The sequence below is a fragment of the Acidovorax sp. SRB_24 genome (assembly GCF_012931925.1).
The window spans coordinates 1-24231 of sequence record NZ_MWOM01000048.1; the positions used below are offsets into that span (position 1 = coordinate 1).

The window sequence follows — 24231 nt, forward strand, 5'->3', positions numbered from 1 at the left end:
TGTTTCTGGCTCAGAGGCAAGGAACACCAAGCCCACGGGCCACAGCGCAGGCACACTGCCGGCGCCAGCAACACGGGAGTGACGATGATAATGAAGAAGAAACACTGGATGGCGCTGGTGGCTGCCTCCGCACTCGGCGGGGCATGGGGCATTTCGACCACCGCGCTGGCGCAAGACAACACGGCAGAGCTGATGCGCGGTGAGCTGCCTGACACGACGCCGCAGCAGCGCTATCAGTCTGCCATCCGGGAAGCCGGCGGCGGGCTGAAGGTCGCGCTGCAAGAGTGCCGTGGCGAGCCGACCGCCCAGCGCAAGAGTTGCGAGGCAGATGCCCGCGCCAACTACAAGCAGGACATGGCACAGGCCCAGGAAATGCTGCGCAACCCGCAGGCGCGCCCGGTCAATGAAGTCGGCCAGCCCGTGCAGGCGACCGAGACGACCACGGTGATCGGTCCTTAAGTTCCACTGGTCGGCGGGCCATCGCGCCCTTGGTGTTTCCCCCGCTGGAGTCAATCCAGGGGTTGGGTCTGCAGTTCGGCCGTGGTGACGCGGCGTGCGCCATCGAAGCGGCGCTGCCAGTAGCTGGTGCGCATGTCTTCCACGCGCACCTGTGCGCCACTGCGTGGCGAGTGGATGAACTTGCCGTCGCCGACGTAAATTCCCACGTGGCTGAAGGCGCGGCGCATGGTATTGAAGAACACCAGGTCGCCGGGCTGCAGTTCCTTCTTGTCAATCGATTCGGTGGCCGCTGCCTGCTGGTCGGCGCGGCGCGGCAATATCAAGCCGACGGTCTGCCCGTAGATCGCGCGCACGAAGCCGCTGCAATCGAAACCCGTTTCGGCGCTGTTGCCGCCGCGGCGGTAGGGCACTCCCAGAAAGCCCATGGCGGTGACGACCAGGTCCGAGGTGCGGTCTACGACGTTGTGGCGCACGGCGTCGAGCTGGGTCAGGAGGGTCTTTTCGGCGATCTGGCGGTCGCGCTCATCGCCCGTTGCGTGGGGCGGGGCGGCATGGGCGGCGGTTGCCCCTGCGAGCAAAAGAATGCATAACCATCTGGACATGGGGCGCAAGGGTACCACGACCACGGCGCCGGTCCGGGTTCCGACAGCGGTGCCTGGGGCGCTTGAGGGCAGGGTGCTGCCCCGTTTTGCCAGGTTGGATGCGCTAGGCGCTGCGACAATGGCAGCCAGATTTTGTTTCCCGACACCGAAAGTTTTGCCATGCTGCTTGACGCCACCGAATCCCAACTCGTCCTGGTGGACTACCAGGAGCGCCTGATGCCGGCGATCTTCGAAGGCCCGGCCGTGCTGGCCAATGCCCGCCGCCTGGCCGAGATCGCCCGCATGCTCGATGTGCCGGTCTGGGGCACCGAGCAAAACCCCTCGCGCCTGGGCCCGAACGATGCGCAGTTGCGCGCCCTGTGCCACAAGACCCTGTCCAAGATGCATTTCAGCGCCGCCGAAGAAGGCCTGGGCGAATGGCTGCGCCCGCCGGCCAAACCCCAGGGCGGCAACGCCCGCAGCCTGCCCAAACACCTGCAAAAACCCGCCGCTCCGCTCGCTACCGAGCGCGGTGCCATCGTCATCGCCGGTTGCGAGGCGCATGTGTGCCTGCTGCAGACCGCGCTCGACCTGATCGAGGACGAGTTTGAGGTGTGGGTCGTGACCGATGCCTGCAGCTCGCGCACCGAGCGCAGCCGCGATGCCGCATTCGACCGCCTCGCGGGAGCCGGCGTCGAGCTGGTGACGACCGAGATGGTGGCGTTCGAATGGCTGGGCAGCTGCGAGCACCCCGCGTTCAAGGACGTGCTGGGGCTGATCAAGTGAAGATCAGCCTGTTTTAGGGCTCTGGCGCTTGTGCATCAAGCGCTGGATGCTATCGAATGAAGAGCTAAAAAAGGGCCAGCAGTGACCGCGCTGCCAGCCCTGCGGCGCCGCAGGTCGCCAGCAGCGGCAGCACGCCGATGCGCCAGCGAAACAGCGCCCACGCCGCCCCCAGCGCAATCAGCGCCGACAGGGCATCGAACGGCCCGTCCCAGCCGCGCGGCCAGAGCAGGTGGTAGGCAAAGAACAGCGCCAGGTTCAGGATCACGCCGACCACGGCGGCCGTGATGGCGCTCAACGGGGCCGTGAACCCGAGTTTGCCGTGGGTGGCCTCCACGGCCGGGCCACCGGCCAGGATGAAGACGAAGGACGGCAGGAAGGTGAAGAACGTCACCACCGTCGCCGCCGCCGCGGCGCCCGCAAACAGTGCGTCTGCTCCCCACACCTGCTGCAGCCAGCCGCCCACAAAGCCCACGAAGGCCACGACCATGATGAGCGGACCGGGCGTCGTCTCGCCCAGCGCCAGGCCATCGATCATTTGCGGCCCGCTGAGCCAGTGGTAGTGCTCGACCGCGCCCTGGTAGAGGTAGGGCAGCACGGCATAGGCGCCGCCAAACGTGAGCAGCGCCGCCTTGGTGAAAAACCAGCCCATCTGCGTGAGCGCGCCCTCCCAGCCCTGCGTGGCCAGCAGCAGCGCCATGGCCGCGAGCCACAGCGCCAAGCCTGCCCCGAGCACGCGGGCCAGATGGCGGCGCGAGAAGCGGGCGTGCGCCGGCGTGGGCGTGTCGTCGTCGATCAGGGCCGGACCATAGCCTGCCTGGCCCTCCTGCGGACCACCCCCCAGCGCGAAGACGGCGGGCCAGCGCCGCGCCCCGAAGAAGCCGATGAGCCCTGCGGCCAGCACGATGGCGGGAAACGGCGCATGCAGCACAAAGATGGCCACAAACGATGCGGCCGCGATGCCCCACATCCAGCCGTTTTGGAGCGCGCGCGTGCCGATGCGGTGCGCCGCATGCAGCACGAGGGCCGTCACGGCGGGCTTGATGCCATAGAAGATGCCGGACACGACGGGCACGTCGCCAAAGCGCACATACACCCACGACAGCGCGATCAGGATGAACAGCGACGGCAGCACGAACAGCGCCCCGGCCACGATGCCGCCCCAGGTGCGGTGCATCAGCCAGCCGATGTAGGTGGCCAGTTGCTGGGCCTCGGGGCCGGGCAGCAGCATGCAGTAGTTGAGCGCATGCAGGAAGCGCCGTTCGCTGATCCAGCGGCGCCGTTCCACGAGTTCGGCGTGCATGATGGCAATCTGCCCCGCCGGCCCGCCAAAGCTGATGAAGCCGAGCTTGAACCAGAACAGCAGCGCTTGCGCAAAAGGCACGGGTGCGGTGGGTGGGGGCTGGGCGTGGCGGGTGGCGAGGGGCGTCATGGAGCGGTACAAGCAGCGAAGAAGGAGGGGCCGCGGCGTGTGGGCGAAGGCCGCAGCCCGGCAGGCCCCATTGTCGTCGGCCTGCACGCGGCCCACCGGTTCCGCCGGTGGTCGCTGCGTCAGTTTGCCGCAAGGCCGTGCTGAATAATTATGAATTCATAATCCGCCTGCCAGCAGGCACAGACACCGGCCCCAAGGAGCACCCATGCGCAAATTCGCCGACTTTTACCGCCGCTCCATCGACGAGCGCGATGCCTTCTGGGCCGAGCAGGCGGCGTTGATCGAGTGGCGCACGCCGGCCGAGCAGGTGTGCGACTACAGCCGGCCCCCGTTTGCGCGCTGGTTCGTGGGCGGCACCACCAACCTGTGCCACAACGCGGTGGACCGGCATCTGACCACGCGCGCCGACCAGGCAGCGCTGATCGCCATTTCCACCGAAACGAACACCGAGCGCAGCTACAGCTTTGCCGAGCTGCACGCCGAGGTGCAGCGCATGGCCGCGGCGCTGCAGGCCCTGGGCGTGAAAAAGGGCGACCGGGTGCTCATCTACATGCCCATGGTCGCCGAGGCCGCCTTTGCCATGCTGGCCTGCGTGCGCATCGGCGCACTCCATTCGGTGGTGTTCGGGGGCTTTGCCGCGGGCGCGCTGGCATCGCGCATCGAGGATGCCGAACCCATGGCGGTGGTCAGTGCCGATGCCGGCTCGCGCGGCGGCAAGGTCGTGCCCTACAAGCCCTTGCTGGACGAGGCGATCGCGCTGTCGCGCTACAAGCCCGCCGCCGTACTCATGGTTGATCGGGGGCTCGCGCCCATGGCCATGCGCGCCGGCCGCGACCACGACTGGGCGGCGCTGCGCGCGCGCCACCTGGACGCCGCCGTGCCCTGTGAATGGGTCGAGTCCGCGCACCCGAGCTACACGCTCTACACCAGTGGCACCACGGGCAAGCCCAAGGGCGTGCAGCGCGACACCGGCGGCTACGCTGTGGCGCTGGCGGCCAGCATGAAGCACATCTTTGATGCGAAGGCGGGCGATGTGTTCTTTGCCACCAGCGACATCGGCTGGGTCGTCGGGCACAGCTACATCATCTACGGCCCGCTGCTCGCCGGCATGGCCACCGTCCTGTACGAGGGGCTGCCGACGCGGCCCGACGCGGGCGTGTGGTGGAGCATCGTCGAGAAATACCAGGTCACGCACATGTTCTCGGCGCCCACGGCGGTGCGCGTGCTGAAGAAGCAGGACCCGTCCTGGCTCAAGAAGCACGACGTCAGCAGCCTCAAGGCCCTGTGGCTGGCCGGCGAGCCGCTCGACGAGCCCACGGCGCAGTGGATCAGCGACGCTTTAGGCGTACCCATCATCGACAACTACTGGCAGACCGAAACCGGCTGGCCCATCCTCACGCTGGCCAACGGCGTCGAGCCGCAGACCGCGCGCTTTGGCAGCCCCGGCAAGGCCATGTACGGCTACAACGTCAAACTGATCGACGAGGTGAGCGGCGAGGAACTGACGGGTGCCGACCAGAAAGGGGTGGTCGCCATCGAGGGGCCGCTGCCGCCGGGCTGCATGCAGACCGTGTGGCGCGACGACGCGCGCTTTGTCAGCACCTACTGGAAGAGCATTCCCGGCCGCATGGTCTACAGCACCTTCGACTGGGGCATCCGCGACGCCGATGGCTATTACTTCATCCTCGGCCGCACCGACGACGTGATCAATGTGGCCGGCCACCGCCTGGGCACGCGCGAGATCGAGGAGTCGATCTCGTCCCACCCCAACATTGCCGAGGTGGCCGTGGTGGGCGTGGCCGACAGCCTCAAGGGCCAGGTGGCGATGGCGTTCGCCGTGCCGCGCGATGCCTCGGGCCTGCAGGACCCGGCCGCGCGCCTGAAGCTGGAGGGCGAGGTGATGCAGCGGGTGGATGCGCAACTGGGCGCCGTGGCACGGCCGGCGCGCGTGCATTTCTTGAACACCCTGCCCAAGACGCGCAGCGGCAAGCTGCTGCGCCGCGCCCTGCAGGCCGTGGCCGAGCGCCGCGACCCGGGCGACCTGACCACCATGGAAGACCCGGCCGCGCTGCAGCAGGTGCGCGAGCTGATCGGCGACTGAGGAAGTGCGCCCGTCGGGCGCGAAAATTCAAAATCAATAGCTGCTAACGCTTGCTGGATAGGCGTTAGCGGCCTTTTTATGCTTTTTCTGGCAGGCCGTGGTACTGCCATTCGGGCGGTGACTGCCACTGCGCGGCCCAGGCGATGAAGTCGGCCAGCGGCATCGGACGGGCGACGGCATAGCCCTGCGCCAGCGAGCAGCCCATGTCCAGCAGCATCTGGCCCTGGCCGACGGTCTCGACCCCTTCGGCAATGACGCGGTAGCCAAACGAGCGCGCCAGGCCCACCACGCCCTGCACGATGGCCAGGTCACCGGCGTCGCCCACCATGCCATGCACAAAACTCTGGTCGATCTTGAGCATGCTCAGCGGCAGGCGGCGCAGGTAGGTCAGGGACGAGTAGCCCGTGCCGAAGTCGTCCAGCGAGGTGAGGATGCCCAGTTCGCGCAGCGCCCGCAGCGTGGTGGCCACGGAGTCGATGTGGTAGAGCGCGGCGGTCTCGGTGATCTCTATCTCGAGCAGCCGGGCCGGCACCCCGGGATGGCGGTCGAGCTGCTGTGCCATCCAGTCGGCAAAGCCGCTCTGCTGCAGGTGGGGCGCCGCGATGTTGATGCTCACCGGAAGCTGCAGGCCGGCCTGGCCCAGGGCTCGGATCAGGGCCAGTGCAGCGTCCACCACCCAGGCGCCGAAGGCGAATTCCAGTTCGGAGTCGTGCAGCAGCGGCAGGAAGGCCGCCGGCGACAGCAGGCCGCGCTCGGGGTGTTGCCAGCGCGCCAGCGCCTCCGCCCCCACCACCGTGCCCAGTCGCATGTCCACCTTGGGCTGCAGGAACAGCGTGAACTCGCCGTCGGCCAGGGCCGCGCGCAGCTGCACCAGCTGCTCCTGCACCTGCTGCGTGGCGCGCTCATGGGCGGCGTCGAACTGGTGGTAGCGGTTTCGCCCGGCCTGCTTGGCCGCGTACATGGCGTGGTCGGCGTGGCGCAGCAGGGCGTCGGCATCGGCGTCGTCCTGCGGGTAGAGGGTGTAGCCGATGCTTGCGGTGACGGTGACGCGCTCGGTGTCCAGCGTGTAGGGCGCGGCAATGCTCTGCATGACGGTGCGCAGCGCGCGCTCGCAGGCGGCCCCGTCGGCCAGATCGGGCAGAAGGATGACGAATTCGTCGCCGCCCAGGCGCGCGACGCAGTCGAGCGAGCGCAGCGCACGCGTCAGGCGCGCGGCGGCCACGACCAGCAGGCGGTCGCCGGCCTCGTGGCCAAAGCGGTCGTTCACGGGCTTGAAGCCGTCCAGGTCCAGGTAGGCCACACCCAGCAGCGTGCCGCGGCTGCGCGCGTGGACCATGGCCTCTTCGAGGCGGCGCGCCAGCAGCACGCGGTTGGGCAGACCGGTCAGCGCGTCGTAGTGGGCCAGCCTTTGGAGCCGCTCCTCCTGTTCGCGCTGCGAGGTCACGTCAATGCCCACGCCCACCATGCGCAGCGGCTGGCCCGCGGCGTCCGTGTTCACGATCTTGCCCAGGGCACGCACCCAGCGCCCGCCCTCGCGCGGGTGCGTGATGTGCACGGTGGCATCGAACGGCGTGGCCGGGTGGGCCGTGTGCCGCGCCAGTTCGGCGGTGATTTTCTGGATGTCGGAGGAGCCCATTGCGGCAGTCCATGACACCGGCGGTGTGCCGGCTTCGCTGTCCGCTTTCATGCCGCGCATGGCACGCCAACGGCTGTCGCCCGTGACCAGGCCGGTCTGCAGGTTCCAGTCCCACAGGCCCAGCGAGGCCGCCGAGATGGTGAGCGAGAGCAGTTCCTCGCGCTCGCGCACCTGCTCTTCGCTGCGCTTGCGTTCCGTGATGTCGTGCAGCGCGAACAGCCAGCAGGGCTCGCCATCGAATTCTGTGGCGCGCATCGACTGCAACACCGTGCGCTGCTCGCCGCTGCGCAGGGTCATGACCGCTTCGTAGCTCTCGAGCCGGCCGTTCGCCTGCACCGCATCGATCAGGGCCGCGCGCCCCTCGGGCGTGTAGATGCCAAGCGAGATGGCCGACTGGCCGATGGCTTCGGCGCGGGTGTAGCCCAGGGCCTGCTCCCATGCGGCATTGACATCGACGTAGCGGCCGTCGCCGCGCCGGGTCAGGCCCATGGGGTAGGGCAGCAGCTGGAAGATGCGCACAAAGCGCTCCTCGGACTGGCGCAGGAGCTGTTCGGCACGCTTGGATTCGTCGATATCCAGGATCACGCCGCGGATGCGCACCACGCGGCCGGCTTCGACCACGGGCTCGCCGCGCAAGCGCACCCAGACCGGGCGGCCGTCGGCGCGCACGATCTCGATTTCCATGCTCCAGTCGGAGCTCTGCCGGATGCTGGCGCGGACCGTGTCGCGCAGGGCGTCGCGCCAGGCCGGCGCCACGTACTCGGCGATGTAGTCGCGCGGCAGGGGGGCGCCCGGGGGCAGGCCGTGGATGTCGTAGCAGACGTCCGACCAGTAGGCGATGCCCTGGCCGCGCACGTCGTCCCAGGCGCCCAGCCGCGCCAGGCGCCCGGCCTGCTGCAGCAGGCTGTTGCGCGACAGCAGGGTGTCGTGGATGCGGGTTTCCTCGGTCATGTCGCGAAACGCGAACGCCACGCAGTCCTCGTCGTTGAGGTGCACCGACTGCGCCGACATGAGGCCCGGAATGCGCACGCCGCGGCGTTGCGCGACCAGGGGCAGGCGCTCGACCTTGCCATCGCGCTGCAGCGCCTGCAGCAGCTTCGGGCCCTCTTGCTCGGTGGCCCAGATGCCCAGCTGCTGTGCGGTGCGGCCCACCACCTGCTCGCGCGGGTGGCCGAGCAGCTGGCAGAACGCGGGGTTGACTTCCAGGTAATGGCCGTCGGCAACGCGCATGATGCCGGCCGCGTCGGGCATGGTCTCGTACACGGCCGTGTACTTGGCCTGCGAGGTGTGCAGCGCGCTCTCGAGGTCGCGGTAGTCCGTCACGTCGATGGCCATGCCGATGAGCCGCAGGGCGCGGCCTTGCGCATCGCGCTCGGCGATGGCGCCCCGCGAGACCAGCCAACGCCAGCGGCCGTGGGTGTCGCGCAAACGGAATTCCGCACTGAAAGCGTCTTCCAGTCCCGCCCGGCTGCGCTGCAGGTCACCGGCCATGCGCGCGGCATCCTCGGGGTGGCGCAGCGCATCCCAGCGCGCGGCCTGGCCGCTGGCGCCGCCGCGGTGCACGTCGAACGCGTCATAAAAGCGGCCGTGGCAGGTGAGCGTCTGCGCTTCGACGTTCCATTCCCAGCGGCCGCCGCGGGCGGCTTCGAGAGTGAGCAGTGTCTCCTGTTCGCTGCGCTGCAGCGCGTGGTGCGCACGCTGCAGTGCCTGCACCGTCTGGGCGCGGCTGAGCACGAGTTCCACGCCGCCGCCCAGCACCAGCACGGCAGCGGCAAAGCGCCAGGGTACGCCCTCGAGCCAGGACAGCGCGCCGGCCATGGCCGTGGTGCCAGCGCCGATCTCGATGCCGGCCTGCAACGCCAGGGGCAGCGCGGCAGCCAGCGCCCCCAGGGCCAGCAGGGGGCCGTGGCGCGCGCGCAACCGGTGCGACCCGAAGGCCACCAGTGCGGTGGCCGCCAGGATCGCAAAGCCTGTCGTCCAAGTAGCGGGGTACAGCGCGCAGTGGAACAGCAGCACCGTGGCCGCGCTCGCCAGGCCCGCCACCGGACCGAACACCAGCATTGCGATGGCGGAGCCCACCGGAGGCGCAGTCACCGGGCCCATCACGCCGTGCAGCGCGGGCAGCACCATGTTGGCGGTGGTGACCAGCCCCGTCGTCAGGCCGATGGCCAGGCGGGTGCGCACGGACGCGTGCAGCAGCGCAGGGACGGGCAGCGCGCTGAGCGCCAGTGCCAACAGCGCCAGCAGCCCGATGGCCAGGGCAACGCTAAGCGCCACGGACAGCGCTCCGGCCGGTGTCCCGAAAGGCGTTGCTGCCCGGTGCAGGGGGGATGGTGGGGTGGTCCAAAAGCAAAAAACCGCAGGCGCGCGGCCTGCGGAGAAAAATGGTAAACGGCGTAAAAACCATCGGGCGAGTGTAGAACGTGTTTACGGTTTATCCGAGGCCGCGTTGGGGCGCAATCGGGATGAGTTCGCAGGCACGTTGCGCCGCATGCGCCCATTCCCATGCCAGCAGCGGGCCAAAGAAATCGCCCGATTGCGCCCCAACCCGCAGGGCAAATGCCTTTTCGGGTGGTCTGCGGCGTTGCAGCACTTGCCCGTAGCCGGGCTATGGACTGCGCACTGCGCCTTGCATCCCCTCCCGAAAAGGCGTTTGTGCGGCCTTGGATAAACCGTAAACACGTTCTTAAGGCCGTTCCAGCACCGGCTTCGCCACGGCGCGTGTCCTGATAAGTCCGGTTGACAACATGGTTCCGCAGACGATCACCAGGCCACAGCCCAGCATCCAGGGCGTAATGGTCTCGCCCAGGAAGACCGCGCCATAGAACACTGCGAACACCGGCGCCAGGAAGGTCACGGCCAGCGCGCGGCTGGGGCCGGCGTTGGCGATCAGGCGAAAGTACAGGATGTAGGCAATGCCGGTGCACAGCACGGCGATCGCCACGATCGCGCCCCAGGCGCGGAGTCCCGGCGTCGTGGCGGGCCAGAGCCACAGCGTGGGCAGCGCCAGGCCCAGCGCGGCGCCGAGCTGGCTGCCGGTGGCCGTGGCCAGCGGGGGAATGCCGGTGAGGTAGCGCCGGGCGTAGCTCGCTGCCACGGCGTAGCAGGCGGCCGCCAGCAGGCAGGCCGCCATGGCCCACAGCGCGCTGTCCGACTTGAAGCCCGCGCCCCCGGGAGCGCGCCAGGCCAGCAGGGCCACGCCGATGAAACCCAGGGCCAGGCCCAGCCAGCGCAGGCGGTTGATGCGGTCGCCCAGCCACACCCAGGCCACGAGCGCGCCGAACAGCGGCACCGTGGCGTTCAGGATGGAGGTGAGCCCGGTGGTAATGTGCAACACGGCCCAGGCAAACAGCGCGAACGGAATCGCCGAGTTGATCAGCCCGGCCAGCAGGATGGCCTTCCAGTGCGCGCGCAACGCCGGCCATTGGCCCTGGTGCACCAGGATGGGCCACAGGAACACCGTGGCCAGGGCCACGCGCAGGCCGGCCGTGGGCAGCGCGCCGAACTCCGCCGCACCCAGGCGCATGAACAGAAAGGACGCGCCCCACAGAGACGAGAGCAAGACGAACTCGCCCAGCCAGGCCGACGCCGGCTTGGTGGCCGGCACGTTCATGCTGGCACCTCGGGGGCCGAAAGGAGAGCGCCTTCGAGCCTCAGCAGGGCGCTCTTGCGCTCCAGGCCCCCGGCGTAGCCGGTCAGGCTGCCGTCCTTGCCCAGCACGCGGTGGCAGGGCACGACCACGCTCAGCGGGTTGCGTCCCACGGCCGTGCCCACGGCGCGCACGGCCGTGGGGCAACCGATCTGCGCGCCCAGCGCGGCGTAGCTGAGGGTCTGGCCGCGCGCAATGCCGAGCAGCGCGCGCCACACCGTTTGCTGGAACGGCGTGCCGCCGGCGATGTCGAGCGGCAGGTCGAACTGCGTGCGCTCGCCGCGCAGGTAGGCGTGGATTTGCTGCACCGCCGCCTGCAGCACCGGGTGCTGGTCATCCTGCGGCCAGGCCTGCGGGCCGTCGAGCTGGGCGGGAAGGTGGCGCTGGCCGTCAAACCACAGGCCGACCAGGCCCAGCGGCGAGGCAGCCAGGCGGATGTCGCCCAGCGGCGAGGGTGTGCGCGTCTGCACGGTGGATGGATGGAATTGCATGGTGGTCTCGATTAAATGACAAATCGTGCTCTGGCGCTTATGGGGTAAGCGCTGATAGCTATTGATTTGATAGTTTCACGGTTCCCTGCGCGGGCCCTTGGCTGCCCGCCCAGGCGCGGATGACGGCGTAGCTGCGCCACGGTTGCCAGGCCAGCGATGCTTCGGCGGCAGCGCGCGCCGGGCTTTTTTCCCCCTGCACCGCGAGCGCCTTGTGCAGCGCCACGTCGCCGCTCGGGAAGGCGTCGGGCCAGCGCAGTGCGCGCATCGCGATGTACTGCGCGGTCCAGTCGCCAATGCCGGGAAGCTGGCAGAGCTGCGCCGTGGTGGCGCCCACGTCGGCGCTGCTGTGCAGCTGAAGCTGGCCGCTGCCGACGGCGCGGGCCAGCGCCACGATGGCCGCCTGGCGCTGGCGCACGATGCCCAATTGCCCAAGCGCATCGCCATCGGCTTCTGCCAGCACGGCGGGGGCCGGGAACAGCCGGGTGAGCTGCGCCCACGGCGTGGCGAGTGGCGCGCCAAACCGCTCGACCAGGCGCTGCGCCAGCGTGCGCGCCGCCGCCACGGTGATCTGCTGGCCCAGCACGGCGCGCACCGCCAGTTCGAAGCCATCGAACGCGCCCGGCACGCGCAGGCCATCGCCGTGCGGAAAGTGCGCATGCAGCGTGGCGTTGATGGCCTCGGGGTCGGCGTCCAGGTCGAGCAAGGCGCGCACGCGCGCAATCACCAGCGGCAGCACCGGGTGCAGGCTGTCGCTGGTCTGCAGCACCAGGCGGTGGCGCGCCGGTTCGAACTGTGCGTTCAGCCACCCGGTGGCCACCGTGCCCGCATGCGCGATCCGCACCGTGCGGCGCAGCACCAGGGCCTCGCCGGGTTCGACCCATTCCATGCCCGCGATCTGCCGCTGCGCGAAGAAGGCCAGCAGCGCCGCGGCATCCAAGGGCGGGCGATAGCCCAGGCGCACCAGGGCGCCCTCGTCGCCCGCGCGCGCGGTGCCGGCGCGGCGCACGGCGGTGGGGCTAATGCCGTAGTGCGTGGCAAAGGCGGCATTGAAGCGCCGCACGCTCGCAAAGCCGCTGGCCAGCGCCACCTGCGTGATCGGCAGGGCCGTGTCGGCCAGCAGCTGCTTGGCCGCCAGCAGGCGCTGGGTCTGCAGGTACTGCAGCGGCGAGACGCCCAGCGTGGCCTCGAAAATGCGGCGCAGGTGGCGGTCGCTGACCCCCAGGCGCGCGGCCAGCCGCGCCACCGCGCCTTCGCTCGGCGCCGCGGCGCCCCAGAAGTCGGGGCTGGCCAGCAGGCGCACGGCCTGGCGCACCAGAATGCCCGAGGCGTCCTGCACCGACCACACCAGCGCCTGCGGCGCCAGCTCGGGCCGGCAGCGCAGGCAGGGGCGAAAGCCCGCGCTCTCGGCCTGGGCCGCGAGCGTGAAGAAACGGCAGTTCTCGCGCCGGGGCGTGCGCACGGCGCAGACCGGGCGGCAATAGATGCCGGTGGATGTGACACCGGTGAAAAAGCGCCCGTCAAAGCGCGCGTCGCGGGCTTTCAGGGCCAGGTAGCGGCCCTCGTCCGCCGTGGCGTCGGGCAGCGGGGAAGGGGGGAGGGCAGAAGTGCGCATGGCAGTCCATCATAGGGCGGCGCCGCGCCACCGCTGGCCGTTTTCGGACATGCGCCAGGGCCCGCGCCGCCAGGGTGGCGCGGGCGCAGCCGGCGGTGGCGACGCCTACAATGCAGCCCATTTTTCACCTCCTGCGAAGGCCCGCCCGTGCAACCCTCTCCCTCCGTCTTCAAGGCCTATGACATCCGTGGCATCGTGCCCACCACGGTGGACGAAGCCCTCGCGCGCGGGCTGGGCCGGGCCTTTGGCACGGCAGCGCGCGCCGAGGGCCAGACCACGGTCGCCGTGGGGCGCGATGGCCGGTTGTCCGGCCCGGCCCTGGCGCGGGCGCTGATGCTCGGGCTGGCAGAAACCGGGCTGGACGTGATCGACATCGGCCGCTGCACCACGCCCATGCTGTACTTCGCCGCCAGCACGCTGTGCGCCAGCGGCATCCAGGTCACGGGCAGCCACAACCCCAAGGACTACAACGGCTTCAAGATGGTGCTCAACGGCCGCGCCATCTTTGGCGACGAGATCCAGGCGCTGCGCCGCACCATGGAGAACGAGACCTGGCAGCTGGCCGCCGGCGGCTGCCTGCGCGAGGCCGATGTGCTGCCCGCCTACCGCGCGCGCATCGTCGGCGACATTGCGCTGGCCCGCCCGATGAAGATCGTCATCGATAGCGGCAACGGCATTGCCGGCGCCTCGGCGCCGGACATCTTCCGCGCGCTCGGCTGCGAGGTGGTCGAGCTGTTTTCCGAGGTCGACGGCAACTTCCCCAACCACCACCCCGACCCGAGCAAGCCCGAGAACCTGCGCGACCTGGTCCAGGCCCTGCACAGCAGCGACGCCGAACTGGGCTTGGCCTTCGATGGCGACGGCGACCGCCTCGGCATCGTCACCAAGGACGGCAGCAACATTTTCCCCGACCGGCAGATGATGCTGTTCGCGCAGGACGTGCTCGCGCGCGTGCCCGGCGGCCAGATCCTGTTCGACGTCAAGTGCACCCAGCGCCTGGCGCCCGCGATTCGCCAGGCCGGCGGCGTGCCCGTGATGTACAAGACCGGGCATTCGCTGATCAAGGCGCGCATGAAGGAGCTCGACTCGCCCCTGGGCGGCGAGATGAGCGGCCACATCTTCTTCAAGGAGCGCTGGTACGGGTTTGACGACGGCACCTATGCCGGCGCCCGCCTGCTCGAAATCCTGAGCCGCTCGGCCGACCCCAGCGCCGTGCTCAACGGCTTGCCGACGAGCTTTTCGACGCCCGAACTCAACGTCGCCTGCGCCGAGGGCGAGCCGCACCGCCTGAGCGACGCGCTGCAGGCGCTGGCCCCCGCCGCCTTGGCCGCGCCCGCGCAGATCAGCACCATCGACGGCCTGCGCGTGGACTGGCCCGACGGCTTCGGCCTGATCCGCGCCAGCAACACCACGCCCGTGCTGGTGCTGCGCTTCGAGGGCCACACGCCCGAGGCGCTGGAGCGCATCCGTGCCGACATGCTCGCGCTGCTGCACCGCGTCAAGCCCGGCGCCGAGGTCGGCGGCGCGGCGCACTGAGCACGCATTTCCATGGCCCACGCCGCACGCTGGCTGTATTCGGCCCTTGCCTGGGCCGCCCAGCCGCTGCTGCGGCGCAAGCTGCGCCGCCGCGCCGTGGCCGAGCCCGGCTACGCCCGCCATGTCGGGGAGCGCTTTGGCCGCTACCCGCCGCAGCTCGACAGCCTGGCGCCCGGGGGCAGCAGCGACCCGGACGCCCGCCTGGTCTGGATCCACGCCGTCTCGCTGGGCGAGACGCGCGCTGCCGCGATCCTGCTGGCCGAGTTGCGCCGGCAGCGGCCCGGCATGCGCTTGCTGCTCACGCACGGCACCGCCACCGGCCGCGCCGAGGGCGAAAAGCTGCTGCATCCCGGCGACCTGCAGGTCTGGCAGCCCTGGGATACGCCCGCGGCCGTGGCACGCTTTCTGCGCCAGTTCCGCCCGGCCATCGGCATCCTGATGGAAACCGAGGTCTGGCCCAACCTGGTGGCAGGCTGCCGGCGGCGTGGCATCCCGCTGGTGCTGGCCAATGCGCGGCTCAGCGACAAATCGCTGCGCCAGGCCCGGCGCATGGCCTGGCTGGCGCGCCCCGCCTATGCCGCGCTGGCCGCCGTCTGGGCGCAGACCGAGGCCGATGCCGCGCGCCTGCGCAGCCTCGGCGCGTCGGTGCAGGGCGTGTTCGGCAACCTTAAGTTCGACGTCGTGCCCGATGCCGCCCAGCTGGCCCAGGGCCGGCAGTGGCGCGCGCAGTCGCCACGCCCCGTCGTGCTGCTGGCCAGCAGCCGCGAGGGCGAAGAAGCGATGTGGCTGGAAGAAATTCAGCCAAAACGGGCTCTGGCCCAGTCTGCACCAGCGTGTGCAGCTATCGATAGCGAAGCACGGCTGTCCTCTGCCGCCGTGCAGTGGCTGATCGTGCCGCGCCACCCGCAGCGCTTTGACACCGTGGCCCAGCTGCTGCGCGACGCGGGCCTGGTCGTCTCGCGCCGCAGCCACTGGGCTACGCAGCCCGAGGGCGCCGATGTCTGGCTGGGCGACTCGCTGGGCGAGATGGCGCTCTACTACGGCCTGGCCGATGTGGCGCTGCTGGGCGGCAGCTTTGCGCCGCTGGGCGGGCAAAACCTGATCGAGGCCGCCGCCTGCGCCTGTCCCGTGGTGCTGGGGCCGCACACCTTCAACTTTGCCGAGGCGGCCGAGCTGGCCTGCGCGGCCGGCGCCGCCGAACGCGTGGCCGACCTGGGGCAGGGCGTGGAAGCGGCCTGCGCGCTGGCGCTCGATGCGCCGCGCCTGGACCGTGCCCGTGCCCAGGCCGCAGGCTTTGCGCGCACCCACCGCGGCGCCGCCCAGGCCACGGCGGCGGCCGTGGCAGCCCTGCTGGCCGCTGCAGCCACCGATAAATCGTAAACACGTTCCAAAGGGCCCGCCCGCCCGCCACGTCCGGGCGAGAATGAACGCCTTTGCCTGACTGCGGCCGCTCCCGCGCGGCCACGCCATCCATGACCCGTGCCCCCCTGTTCCGCATCCACCTGCGCAGCCTGATCCTGCTGCTGGCCACCGTCAGCGCGGCCCTGACCCTGGCCAACGGCCTGTATGCGAGCTACACCGTGCAGCGCCAGCAGCTGATCGACAACGCGCTCGAGAGCAACCGCGTCTATGCGCGCAAGCTGGCGGACTCGGTCGAGGGCTTTCTGCAGTCTGCCCAGCAGCAGCTGGCCTACAGCGCCGGCGTGGTGGCCGAGCGGTTTGGCGACGAGGGCCTGTTGGCGGACGAGGCCGAGCGCCTGCGCCTGCAGACGAACAGCTTCAATTCGGTGCTGTTCGCGGACGACGGCGGCTGGGTGCGCGCGACCTCTCCCGAAACGCTGCAGCTCAAGGGCCGCCAGCTGCACTCCCCCGGCATCGAGGAAGCGCTGCGCGTGCGCAGCCCCACTGTCAGCCTGCCCTACCTGGCGCAGACCGGCAACCTGCTGGTGTTCATCTCCCACCCGGTCATCGACCGCGCCGGGCGCTACCACGGCTTGGTGGGCGGCAGCATCTACCTCAAGCAAACCAGCATCCTGCACAGCCTGCTGGGCGAGCATTACTACCGCGACGGCTCCTACCTGTACGTCGTCGACCACAGCCGGCGCTTGATCTACCACCCCGACGCGGCGCGCCTGGGGCAACAGGTGGCCGGCAACGCGGTCATCGACGCCGTTCTGCGCAGCGAGCCCGGAGAGCAGCGTGTGGTCAACAGCCTGGGGGTCGACATGCTGGCCGGCTATGCCCCCGTTGCGACGGCCGGCTGGGGCGTGGTGGCGCAGCGCCCCGTCGCGTCCGCGCTGTCGGCGCTCGATGGGCTGATGCAGGGCGTGCTCTACAAGACGCTGCCGCTGGCGGCCGTGCTGATGGGCCTGATCTGGTGGTCGGCCTGGCTGATCGCCCGGCCGCTGTGGCAGCTGGCGGACGGGGCGCGCCACATGGACCGTGCAGGCACGGCAGACAGTCTGCGCCACGTGCGCTCGTGGTATTTCGAGACCTCGGAACTGCGGCGGGCCATGCTGGTGGGGGTCAACCTGCTGCACCAGAAGATCGGCAAGCTGCACCGCGACGTGCGCACCGACCCGCTGACCGGCCTGGACAACCGCCGGGGCCTGGACCTGTCGCTGGCGCTGTGGCAGGCCGAGCAACGGCCGTTTGCCGCTGTGGCCCTCGATGTCGACCATTTCAAGCAGGTCAACGACATCCATGGGCACGATGCCGGCGACCTGGTGCTGCAGCGCCTGGCCGAGCTGATGCGCAGCTGCTCGCGCGAGCAGGACGTGCTGTGCCGGCTGGGCGGCGAAGAGTTCGTGATGCTGCTGCCCGACGTGGCGCCCGCGGCGGCCGAGCAGGTGGCGCAGCGGCTGCGCCAGCTGGTGGAGCGCACGTCCATCCTGCCCGTGGGCCAGATCACCATCTCGCTAGGCGTGGCGCAGTGGCCGCTGCACGTGGGCGAGGCGGCGCAGGTGCTCAAGGCGGCAGACCAGGCGCTGTACCGGGCCAAGCACACCGGCCGCAACCGCGTGGTGCTGGCGGGCCAGGAAGAAGAGACCGCTGGCGTGCGATAGAGGAAAATAGGCTATAAACGCTTGCCAGGAAAGCGTTGGGTGCTATCAATTAAGTAGTTATGGCGCCCGCAGCCAGCGCCCCACCAGGAGTTCTGCCATGACCCACCTGCGCACGCGCGCCGTCCACGCCGGCCAGCACCCCGACCCCCACAGCGGGGCCATCACCACGCCCATCACGCAAAGCACGGCGTTCGACTACGGCACGTTGGCGCAGGGCGCCGCGCTGTTTGCGGGGACGGCCGAGGGCTACCGCTACAGCCGCTTCGGCAACCCCACGGTGGCGGCGCTGGAGGCCAAGGTGGCCGACCTCGAAGGGGCGCCCGCGGCGGTGGCGTTCGCCAGCGGCACCGCGGCCACGTCGGCGGTGCTGCTGGGCCTGTTGAGCCCGGGCGACGAGATCGCCTTTCTCGGGCCGCTGTATGGCGGCACCGAGGCGCTCTTCCGGTCGATGGGCAAGCGCTGGGGCATCCGCGCGGTCGATGCCACCCAGCAGGGCCTGGCCGCCAGCCTCACCCCGGCCACGCGCCTGGTGTGGGTCGAAACGCTGACCAACCCCGACCTGCGCCTGCACGACCTGGCCGAGGTGGTGGCCCTGGCGCGCGCACGCGGCCTGACCACGGTGGCCGACAACACCTTTTGCACGCCCTGCCTGCTGCGCCCGCTCGAACTCGGCATCGACCTGGTGCTGCACTCCATGACCAAGTACCTGGGCGGCCACGGCGACGCCACGGGCGGCGTGGTCGCGGGGGCAGGCCCGCTGGTCGCCGCCGTGCGCAAGACCGGCCTGGCGCACGTGGGCGGCAACCTCGCGCCACAGGAGGCTTTCCTGTTCCTGCGCGGCATCAAGACGCTGCCGCTGCGCATGGCGGCGCACTGCGCGGGGGCGGCCGCAGTGGCCGATTTTCTGGCGGCGCACCCGACCGTGCGCGCCGTGCACTACCCCGGCCTGCCCACCCACCCGCAGCATGCGCTGGCGCAGCGCCTGCTGCAGGGCGGGTTTGGCGGCATGGTGGGCTTCGAGCTGGCGCGCAACGAGCGCGCGGCGGCCGCCGCCGTGCTCGACGCGCTGCAGCTGTTTGCGCAGGCCGTGTCCTTGGGCGATGTGGACAGCCTGGCCTGCCACCCCGCGTCGACCACGCACAGCGCGCTCGGTGCCGAGCTGCGCGCGGCCCATGGCATCAGCGAGGGCTTCATCCGCCTGAGCGTGGGCATCGAGCACCCCGACGACCTGATCGCCGACCTGGCGCGCGCGCTGCAGCATGCCGTTTGAGACCTGCGGTAAATGTTCCTGTTGCGTGACACTTTGGCGCGGCCGGCGTAGGCTGTAGCCCTGTGCGGGTGGTGCGTGCGGTGCCGGCGCCCCCCTTTGCGCGTGGAGTGCTGTGCGGCAGGACCGCCGGCAGGGTGCGGCGCCGCGTCTCTCACAGGAGCGTGCCATGAGTGATACCGACCCCCCCTTGCCGGGCGACGACTTCGCCCAGGGCGTTGCCCTGGAGCGCATTCCGCCCAACGACAGGCTGCTGGGACATGCCCACGGGGAGGCCGTGCTCCTGGTGCGCCGGGGTGATGAAGTGTTTGCCGTGGGCGCCACGTGCACGCACTATGGCGGGCCTTTGGCCGAGGGCCTGCTGGTGGGCGAGACGGTGCGCTGCCCGTGGCACCACGCGGCCTTCAGCCTGCGCACAGGCGAGGCGCTGCGCGCGCCAGCGCTGGACGGCATCGCGTGCTGGCCGGTGGAGCTGCGCGAGGGCAAGGCCTATGTGACCGGCAAGCGCCTGCCCGCGCCCACGCGCCAGCTGCCCGCCCATCGGGGTCTGCCCCCGTCCATCGTGATCGTCGGCGGTGGCGCGGCCGGCCACGCGGCCGCCGAAACGCTGCGCAGCGAAGGCTATGCCGGCCCTGTCACGCTGCTCAGCGCCGACGCGGCGCTGCCCTGCGATCGGCCCAATCTGTCCAAGAATTACCTTGCCGGCACGGCGCCGGCCGAGTGGCTGCCACTGCGCTCGGCCGGCTTCTACCGGGAGCACGACATCGACCTGCGCCTGGGCACGCGCGTGGCGCGCATCGACGTGGCGCAGCGCCATTTGCTGCTCGGCGATGGCAGCCGGGTGGCGTATGGCGCGCTGCTGCTGGCGACCGGTGCCGAGCCGGTGCGGCTGTCCATTCCCGGCGCCGAGCTGCCGCATGTCCACTGCCTGCGCACGCAGGCCGACGGCGAGACGCTGGCCACTGCGGCCCAGAACGCGCAGCGCGCCGTGGTGATTGGTGCCAGCTTCATCGGCCTGGAGGTGGCCGCGTCGCTGCGCGCGCGCAACATAGAAGTGCACGTAGTGGGGCGCGAAACCTGTTTGATGGAGAAGGTGCTGGGGCCGCAGGTGGGCCGCTACCTGCAGGCCCTGCACGAGCAGCACGGTGTGGTGTTCCATCTGGGCTCCGAGCCGGCGCGCATCGGTGCGAATGAAGTGCTCTTGGGCAACGGCGATAAGCTGGCCGCCGACCTGGTGGTGGTCGGCATTGGCGTACGCCCGGCACTGGATCTGGCCGAGCAGGCGGGCCTTGCCGTCGACCACGGTGTGCTGGTCGATGACTATTTGCAGACCAGCGTGCGGGGCATTTTTGCCGCGGGCGACATCGTGCGCTGGCCCGACGCCCTGAGCGGCGAGCGCATCCGCGTCGAGCACTGGGTGGTGGCCGGGCGCCAGGGCCAGACCGCCGCGCGCAACCTGCTGGGGCGGCGCGAGCGCTACGACGCCGTGCCGTTTTTCTGGACCGAGCAATACGACTTTGGCCTGGCCTATGTGGGCCACGCCGAGCGTTTTGACGAAGCCGCCATCGACGGCGACCTGGACGCGCGGGACTGCACCGTCACCTACCGGCGCGGCGGTCGCACCCTGGCGGTGGCCACGGTCCACCGCGACCTGGCGGGCCTGCGCGCCGAGGTGGCGCTCGAACGCACCCTGGCGGCCCACCACGCTGCGGCGGCCGAAAAGGCGCTGCCATGAGTGCCCGTATTCCCGCCAGCCATGTACGGATCAAGCGCGCCTACGAGCCGCCGGCGCCCGAAGACGGCATGCGCATCCTGATCGACCGGCTGTGGCCGCGCGGCGTCAAGAAAGAGGCCCTGGCGCTGGACCAGTGGAGCAAGGAGCTGGCCCCGAGCACCGAGCTGCGCCAGTGGTTTGGCCACGACCCGGCGCGCTGGGCGGAGTTCCAGCGGCGCTACACCGCCGAGTTGCAGCCCCACGCCGGGCAGGTCGACGCCCTGCGCACGCTGGCGCGCAAAGGGCCGCTGACGCTGGTGTACGGCGCGCACGACGAGGCGCACAACAACGCGGTGGTGGTGCGGGCGCTGCTGCTGGCGCCGTCCAGTGGCCCATCGCGCGCGCCGCCGCCCTGAGCGGGAAGGGCGCCACGCCGCAGACAGTTTTCAGGAGATCCCGATGAAACAACGAATCAACTACCAAAAAGCCGCGCCCGGTGCCTTCCAAGCCATGCTCGGATTGGAGAAATATGTGCGCCAGTCGGGGCTGGAGCCGGCACTACTGGAGCTGGTGAAGACGCGCGTCTCGCAGATCAACGGCTGTGCGTATTGCCTGGATATGCACACCCAGGACGCGCGCGCCGCCGGCGAGACGGAGCAGCGCCTGTACCTGCTGGCGGCATGGCGCGAAACGGGCTTGTATTCGGAACGCGAGCGCGCTGCGCTGGCTTGGGCCGAGGCCGTGACGCAGCTGGCCGGACACGGCGTTCCGGATGCCGTATACGACGAAGTGCGCAGCCAGTTTGAGGAAAAAGCCCTGGTGGACCTGACGCTCGCCATCGTTGCCATCAACGGCTGGAACCGGCTGGCCGTGCCGTTTGGCGTGCAGGCCGGAAGCTACCGGCCGCGTGGCGAGCACGCCAGCGGTGCACGGCATTGAGCCGCTGGGTGCGCGACCGTTCCGTTTTTCCCCCTGCAAGGAGTCTTCCAATGGACGAACCTCTCTATCCCCATGCCGGCGCGGAAGTGGCGCGCAAGCGCCGCGAGTTGGCGCCCCAGCCGCTCGCCGCCTTCCAGGCCTTCAGCGCCAGCGTGTTCGCCGACGGCGCGCTGCCGGGCAAGGCCAAGCAGTTGATTGCCGTGGCGGTGGCCCATGTCACCCAGTGCCCGTACTGCATTCGCGGCCACACGCAGGCGGCGCTGAAGGCGGGCGCCACCGAGCAGGAAATCATGGAAGCGATCTGGGTGGCTGCCGAAATGCGCGCTGGTGCGGCCTATGCCCACTCGGCGTTGGCCATCGATACGTTGCTGCATGCCCACCCGCAGCCTGCGCCCGCCGGCTGAGCGGCACCACGGCCAGTGCACAGCAAAAGGGCCACGCGCTATTGATTCAATAGCTTGTGGGGCATGCTGGGTAAGCGTTACGGCGTGTTTTTGACCAAAAGTGCCTCGATGGCCTGCAGGTCGCCTTCCTGCAAGATGCCGGCCGACTGGCGCAGCTTGAGCGTGCCCAGCAGCACGTTGTAGCGCGCCTGCGCCAGGTCGCGCTTGGTCTGGTAGAGCTGGCTTTGCGCGTTGAGCACGTCGATGTTGATGCGCACGCCGACCTGGTAGCCCAGCTTGTTGGCGTCCAGCGCGCTTTGGCTGGACTGTTCGGCCGCTTCCAGCGCTTTGACCTGGCTCTCGCCCGACTGCACACCGAAGAACGCGGCGCGGGTGTTCTGCGCGACGGTGCGGCGCAGGTCTTCCAGATCGGCGCGGGCCTTTTCTTCGAGCGCCAGCGTTTCCTTGACGCGGTTTTGCACTGCAAAGCCGGCAAACAGCGGAAGGTTCAGCGCAACGCCAACGCTGGTGCTGTTGGTTCGGCTGTTGACGCCGGGCAGGGTGAGCGTGCCATTGGGCGTGCGCTGCACGTTATAGCCGGCCTGCAGGTCCACGGTGGGCAGGTGGCCGGTTTCGGCTTTCTTCGTTTCGAGGCGCGCGACGTCGAGCGCAATGGCGGCCTGGCGCACCAGCGGCTGGGCGTCCACTGCCTGCTGCACCCAGGTGCCCACGTCGCTGGGCTGCAGAGCAGGCAGGGGCAGCGGCTGTGCCAGGGGCAGCGGCGCGGTGCCGCTCTGGCCTACCAGTTGGTCGAGAGCGAGCTTCTTCACGCGCAGGTCGTTCTCGGCCGCGATTTCCTGGGCGATGACGAGGTCATAGCGCGCCTGGGCCTCGCGCGTGTCGGTGATGGTCGACGTGCCCACCTCGAAGTTGCGCTTGGCGGCGGCCAACTGTTCGGACACGGCGGCCTTTTGCGCCTGCACGAACGTGAGCGTGTCTTGCGCCGCCAGCACATCGAAGTAGCCCTGGCTCACGCGCACCAGCAGGTCTTGCGTGACGGCGTCGAGCTGCGCCTGCGCCACGTCGATGCCGCGCAGGCCCTGCTGCAGTGTGATGCGGTTGGCGGGCCGGTACAGCGGCTGCGTGGCGTTGATGCCGGCATTCTGCGTGGTCATCCCCAAGCTCATGGCGCGCGGATTGATCTCGGTCTGGGCGCGCGTCACACCGGCGGACAGTGCGGCACTGGGCAGCAGGCCGGCGCGCGCCTGCGCGGCGCGGCTCACCGACGCATCGAGCTGCGCCTTGGCCGACTGCCACGGCGCGTCGTAGCCGCGCGCCGACTCCAGCAGCTGCAGGAGGCTTTGGGCCTGGGCGGGGGCAGCAAGAGCAGCGCCCAGCGCCAGGGTCAGTGGAAGGTGCCGGAGCAGGTGCATGGAGGTGTCCTTGGGGGGAAAGCTGCGCAAAGGGAAGGCAAGAAAAGGATGCGGCTCAGTACAGCGGAACCGAGGGATCGAGCTCGCGCGACCACGCGTCGATGCCGCCGGTGATGTTGGCCACCCGGTCAAAACCGTTGTGTTCCAGAAACGCCGCCACGCGCAGGCTGCGCGCGCCGTGGTGGCACAGACAGGCGACCGGGCGCTGCGGGTCGAGCGTGGCGAGCTGCTGGGCAATGCTGCCCATGGGAATGGCGAGGACCTCCAGGCCGGCGCAGCGCACGCTGGCGGTTTGCAGCTCCCAGGGCTCGCGCACATCGAGCAGCAGGGGCAGCGTGTCGGGCTCGGCATCGGCCAGCCAGTCTTGCAGCTGGGTCGGGCGGATATGGGCAATCATGGGTGCTGCCTGTCTCAGAACTTGAAGCTCGAGGGCTCGGGGAAATGCACCAGGCGCGCTGCGTTGGTGTCCCAGGGCCGCGTGGTTTCAAAGCGCTCGCCGCTGCGGCGCACGAAGGTGGCGCGCATCACGGGCTCTTGCCCGACGATCGCGGCCAGGCGGCCGCCGTCGCGCAGCAGGGCCAGCAGTTCGGGCGGCACGGCAGCCACCGAGCCGCTGAGCACGATCACGTCGAAGGGACCGTCAGGCACGGCGTCGCGCGCACCGTCGCCCAGGCGCACAGCGGCATTGGCGATGCCGGCGCGCTGCAGGTTCTCGCGTGCCATGTCGGCCAGCTCGGGCACGATTTCGAGCGATACGACCTGGTCGGCGCAGTGCGCCAGCAGCGCGGCCATGAAGCCCGAGCCAGCGCCGATCTCGAGCACGCGCTCATGTTTTTGCACCTTCAGGTCGTTCAGCAGGCGCGCCTCGACCTTGGGCGAGAGCATGCATTGGCCGCCGCGCAGCGCCTCTTCGGGTTCGCCACGCAGCGGGATTTCCATGTCCATGAAGGCCAAGCTGCGGTAGGCCGCGGGCACGAAGTCTTCGCGGCGCACATGGGCCAGCAGCGAAAGCACGTCGGCGTCGTACACATTCCAGGGCCGGATCTGCTGCTCGATCATGTTGTAGCGGGCCTGCGAGATGGGATCGTGGGGGTACAAAAACGACGAGTTCAGGGGCAAGGTCATGGGAAATCTCCGGAAAGCGGGCGGG

Annotated in this window: 20 protein-coding genes; 11 read left to right on the top strand and 9 right to left on the bottom strand. The window is 69.9% G+C overall.

Going from position 1 to position 24231, the window contains the following annotated elements:
• The first annotated feature begins 90 nt into the window (after positions 1-90).
• Positions 91-459 (top strand): hypothetical protein, encoded by a 369-nt coding sequence (locus B2J89_RS15140; protein ID WP_169169873.1) that lies wholly within the window; start codon positions 91-93, stop codon positions 457-459.
• Positions 460-509: 50 nt separating this feature from the next.
• Here B2J89_RS15140 and B2J89_RS15145 read toward each other — a convergent pair whose 3' ends face one another.
• Positions 510-1061, bottom strand: coding sequence for a C40 family peptidase (locus tag B2J89_RS15145; protein WP_169169874.1), 552 nt, complete (start codon positions 1059-1061; stop codon positions 510-512).
• A gap of 159 nt (positions 1062-1220) precedes the next feature.
• On the opposite strand from B2J89_RS15145, the gene B2J89_RS15150 reads away from it, so the two are divergent.
• Positions 1221-1826 carry an isochorismatase family protein gene (locus B2J89_RS15150; RefSeq protein WP_169169875.1) on the top strand — a complete coding sequence of 202 codons (606 nt, stop codon included), beginning with the start codon at positions 1221-1223 and terminating at the stop codon, positions 1824-1826.
• A 64-nt stretch (positions 1827-1890) separates the two neighbouring features.
• Here B2J89_RS15150 and chrA read toward each other — a convergent pair whose 3' ends face one another.
• Complete coding sequence (gene chrA / locus B2J89_RS15155) at positions 1891-3255, bottom strand: chromate efflux transporter (protein ID WP_169169876.1); 1365 nt, start codon at positions 3253-3255, stop codon at positions 1891-1893.
• Between the two features lie 205 nt (positions 3256-3460).
• Here chrA and B2J89_RS15160 point away from each other — a divergent pair, with 205 nt between their 5' ends.
• A complete protein-coding gene (locus B2J89_RS15160) occupies positions 3461-5356 on the top strand; it encodes a propionate--CoA ligase (protein ID WP_169169877.1) in 1896 nt (631 codons plus the stop codon).
• 76 nt (positions 5357-5432) lie between these two features.
• On the opposite strand, the gene B2J89_RS15165 is transcribed toward B2J89_RS15160, so the two are convergent.
• The 4 genes from B2J89_RS15165 to B2J89_RS15180 form a co-directional block, all read right to left on the bottom strand.
• The gene (locus B2J89_RS15165; RefSeq protein ID WP_169169878.1) at positions 5433-9269 is read right to left on the bottom strand and encodes an EAL domain-containing protein; all 3837 of its coding nucleotides are present in this window, start codon (positions 9267-9269) and stop codon (positions 5433-5435) included.
• A gap of 409 nt (positions 9270-9678) precedes the next feature.
• A complete protein-coding gene (locus tag B2J89_RS15170; protein ID WP_169169879.1) occupies positions 9679-10605 on the bottom strand; it encodes a DMT family transporter in 927 nt (308 codons plus the stop codon).
• Entirely contained in the window at positions 10602-11132 is a 531-nt protein-coding gene (locus B2J89_RS15175; RefSeq protein ID WP_169169880.1) for a methylated-DNA--[protein]-cysteine S-methyltransferase, read from the bottom strand. Before B2J89_RS15175 ends, B2J89_RS15170 begins: the two co-directional genes overlap by 4 nt.
• A 58-nt stretch (positions 11133-11190) precedes the next feature.
• A complete protein-coding gene (locus tag B2J89_RS15180) occupies positions 11191-12744 on the bottom strand; it encodes a DNA-3-methyladenine glycosylase 2 family protein (protein ID WP_169169881.1) in 1554 nt (517 codons plus the stop codon).
• Between the two features lie 147 nt (positions 12745-12891).
• Between B2J89_RS15180 and B2J89_RS15185 the strand changes: the two genes are divergently transcribed.
• The 8 genes from B2J89_RS15185 (at position 12892) to B2J89_RS15220 (ending at position 21669) form a co-directional block, all read left to right on the top strand.
• A complete protein-coding gene (locus B2J89_RS15185; protein ID WP_169169882.1) occupies positions 12892-14280 on the top strand; it encodes a phosphomannomutase/phosphoglucomutase in 1389 nt (462 codons plus the stop codon).
• A 12-nt stretch (positions 14281-14292) separates the two neighbouring features.
• Positions 14293-15660, top strand: a complete 1368-nt coding sequence (locus B2J89_RS15190; protein ID WP_169169883.1) for a 3-deoxy-D-manno-octulosonic acid transferase — start codon at positions 14293-14295, stop codon at positions 15658-15660.
• A gap of 92 nt (positions 15661-15752) precedes the next feature.
• The gene (locus B2J89_RS15195; RefSeq protein ID WP_169169900.1) at positions 15753-17345 is read left to right on the top strand and encodes a sensor domain-containing diguanylate cyclase; all 1593 of its coding nucleotides are present in this window, start codon (positions 15753-15755) and stop codon (positions 17343-17345) included.
• Positions 17346-17442: 97 nt separating this feature from the next.
• Positions 17443-18615, top strand: a complete 1173-nt coding sequence (locus B2J89_RS15200; RefSeq protein ID WP_169169885.1) for a PLP-dependent aspartate aminotransferase family protein — start codon at positions 17443-17445, stop codon at positions 18613-18615.
• Between the two features lie 166 nt (positions 18616-18781).
• The gene (locus B2J89_RS15205; RefSeq protein ID WP_169169886.1) at positions 18782-20347 is read left to right on the top strand and encodes an FAD-dependent oxidoreductase; all 1566 of its coding nucleotides are present in this window, start codon (positions 18782-18784) and stop codon (positions 20345-20347) included.
• Positions 20344-20742, top strand: coding sequence for a DUF488 domain-containing protein (locus B2J89_RS15210; RefSeq protein ID WP_169169887.1), 399 nt, complete (start codon positions 20344-20346; stop codon positions 20740-20742). Before B2J89_RS15205 ends, B2J89_RS15210 begins: the two co-directional genes overlap by 4 nt.
• A gap of 43 nt (positions 20743-20785) precedes the next feature.
• The gene (locus B2J89_RS15215; protein ID WP_169169888.1) at positions 20786-21265 is read left to right on the top strand and encodes a carboxymuconolactone decarboxylase family protein; all 480 of its coding nucleotides are present in this window, start codon (positions 20786-20788) and stop codon (positions 21263-21265) included.
• A gap of 50 nt (positions 21266-21315) precedes the next feature.
• On the top strand, positions 21316-21669 hold the full coding sequence (locus B2J89_RS15220; protein WP_169169889.1) for a carboxymuconolactone decarboxylase family protein: 354 nt from the start codon (positions 21316-21318) through the stop codon (positions 21667-21669).
• Between the two features lie 77 nt (positions 21670-21746).
• On the opposite strand, the gene B2J89_RS15225 is transcribed toward B2J89_RS15220, so the two are convergent.
• Genes B2J89_RS15225 through B2J89_RS15235 form a run of 3 tightly spaced genes read right to left on the bottom strand, consistent with a single transcriptional unit; the run spans position 21747 to position 24206 of the window.
• Positions 21747-23081, bottom strand: a complete 1335-nt coding sequence (locus B2J89_RS15225) for a TolC family outer membrane protein (protein WP_169169890.1) — start codon at positions 23079-23081, stop codon at positions 21747-21749.
• Between the two features lie 55 nt (positions 23082-23136).
• Positions 23137-23478, bottom strand: coding sequence for a rhodanese-like domain-containing protein (locus tag B2J89_RS15230; protein ID WP_169169891.1), 342 nt, complete (start codon positions 23476-23478; stop codon positions 23137-23139).
• Between the two features lie 14 nt (positions 23479-23492).
• Complete coding sequence (locus B2J89_RS15235) at positions 23493-24206, bottom strand: protein-L-isoaspartate O-methyltransferase (RefSeq protein WP_169169892.1); 714 nt, start codon at positions 24204-24206, stop codon at positions 23493-23495.
• Positions 24207-24231: the final 25 nt, after the last annotated feature.

Coding starts and splice junctions, on each gene's coding strand:
- B2J89_RS15140 (WP_169169873.1), top strand. CDS start 91: ATGAAGAAGAAACACTGGATGGCGCTGGTGGCTGCCTCCGCACTCGGC.
- B2J89_RS15145 (WP_169169874.1), bottom strand. CDS start 1,061: ATGTCCAGATGGTTATGCATTCTTTTGCTCGCAGGGGCAACCGCCGCC.
- B2J89_RS15150 (WP_169169875.1), top strand. CDS start 1,221: ATGCTGCTTGACGCCACCGAATCCCAACTCGTCCTGGTGGACTACCAG.
- chrA (WP_169169876.1), bottom strand. CDS start 3,255: ATGACGCCCCTCGCCACCCGCCACGCCCAGCCCCCACCCACCGCACCC.
- B2J89_RS15160 (WP_169169877.1), top strand. CDS start 3,461: ATGCGCAAATTCGCCGACTTTTACCGCCGCTCCATCGACGAGCGCGAT.
- B2J89_RS15170 (WP_169169879.1), bottom strand. CDS start 10,605: ATGAACGTGCCGGCCACCAAGCCGGCGTCGGCCTGGCTGGGCGAGTTC.
- B2J89_RS15175 (WP_169169880.1), bottom strand. CDS start 11,132: ATGCAATTCCATCCATCCACCGTGCAGACGCGCACACCCTCGCCGCTG.
- B2J89_RS15180 (WP_169169881.1), bottom strand. CDS start 12,744: ATGCGCACTTCTGCCCTCCCCCCTTCCCCGCTGCCCGACGCCACGGCG.
- B2J89_RS15190 (WP_169169883.1), top strand. CDS start 14,293: ATGGCCCACGCCGCACGCTGGCTGTATTCGGCCCTTGCCTGGGCCGCC.
- B2J89_RS15195 (WP_169169900.1), top strand. CDS start 15,753: ATGACCCGTGCCCCCCTGTTCCGCATCCACCTGCGCAGCCTGATCCTG.
- B2J89_RS15200 (WP_169169885.1), top strand. CDS start 17,443: ATGACCCACCTGCGCACGCGCGCCGTCCACGCCGGCCAGCACCCCGAC.
- B2J89_RS15205 (WP_169169886.1), top strand. CDS start 18,782: ATGAGTGATACCGACCCCCCCTTGCCGGGCGACGACTTCGCCCAGGGC.
- B2J89_RS15210 (WP_169169887.1), top strand. CDS start 20,344: ATGAGTGCCCGTATTCCCGCCAGCCATGTACGGATCAAGCGCGCCTAC.
- B2J89_RS15215 (WP_169169888.1), top strand. CDS start 20,786: ATGAAACAACGAATCAACTACCAAAAAGCCGCGCCCGGTGCCTTCCAA.
- B2J89_RS15220 (WP_169169889.1), top strand. CDS start 21,316: ATGGACGAACCTCTCTATCCCCATGCCGGCGCGGAAGTGGCGCGCAAG.
- B2J89_RS15225 (WP_169169890.1), bottom strand. CDS start 23,081: ATGCACCTGCTCCGGCACCTTCCACTGACCCTGGCGCTGGGCGCTGCT.
- B2J89_RS15230 (WP_169169891.1), bottom strand. CDS start 23,478: ATGATTGCCCATATCCGCCCGACCCAGCTGCAAGACTGGCTGGCCGAT.
- B2J89_RS15235 (WP_169169892.1), bottom strand. CDS start 24,206: ATGACCTTGCCCCTGAACTCGTCGTTTTTGTACCCCCACGATCCCATC.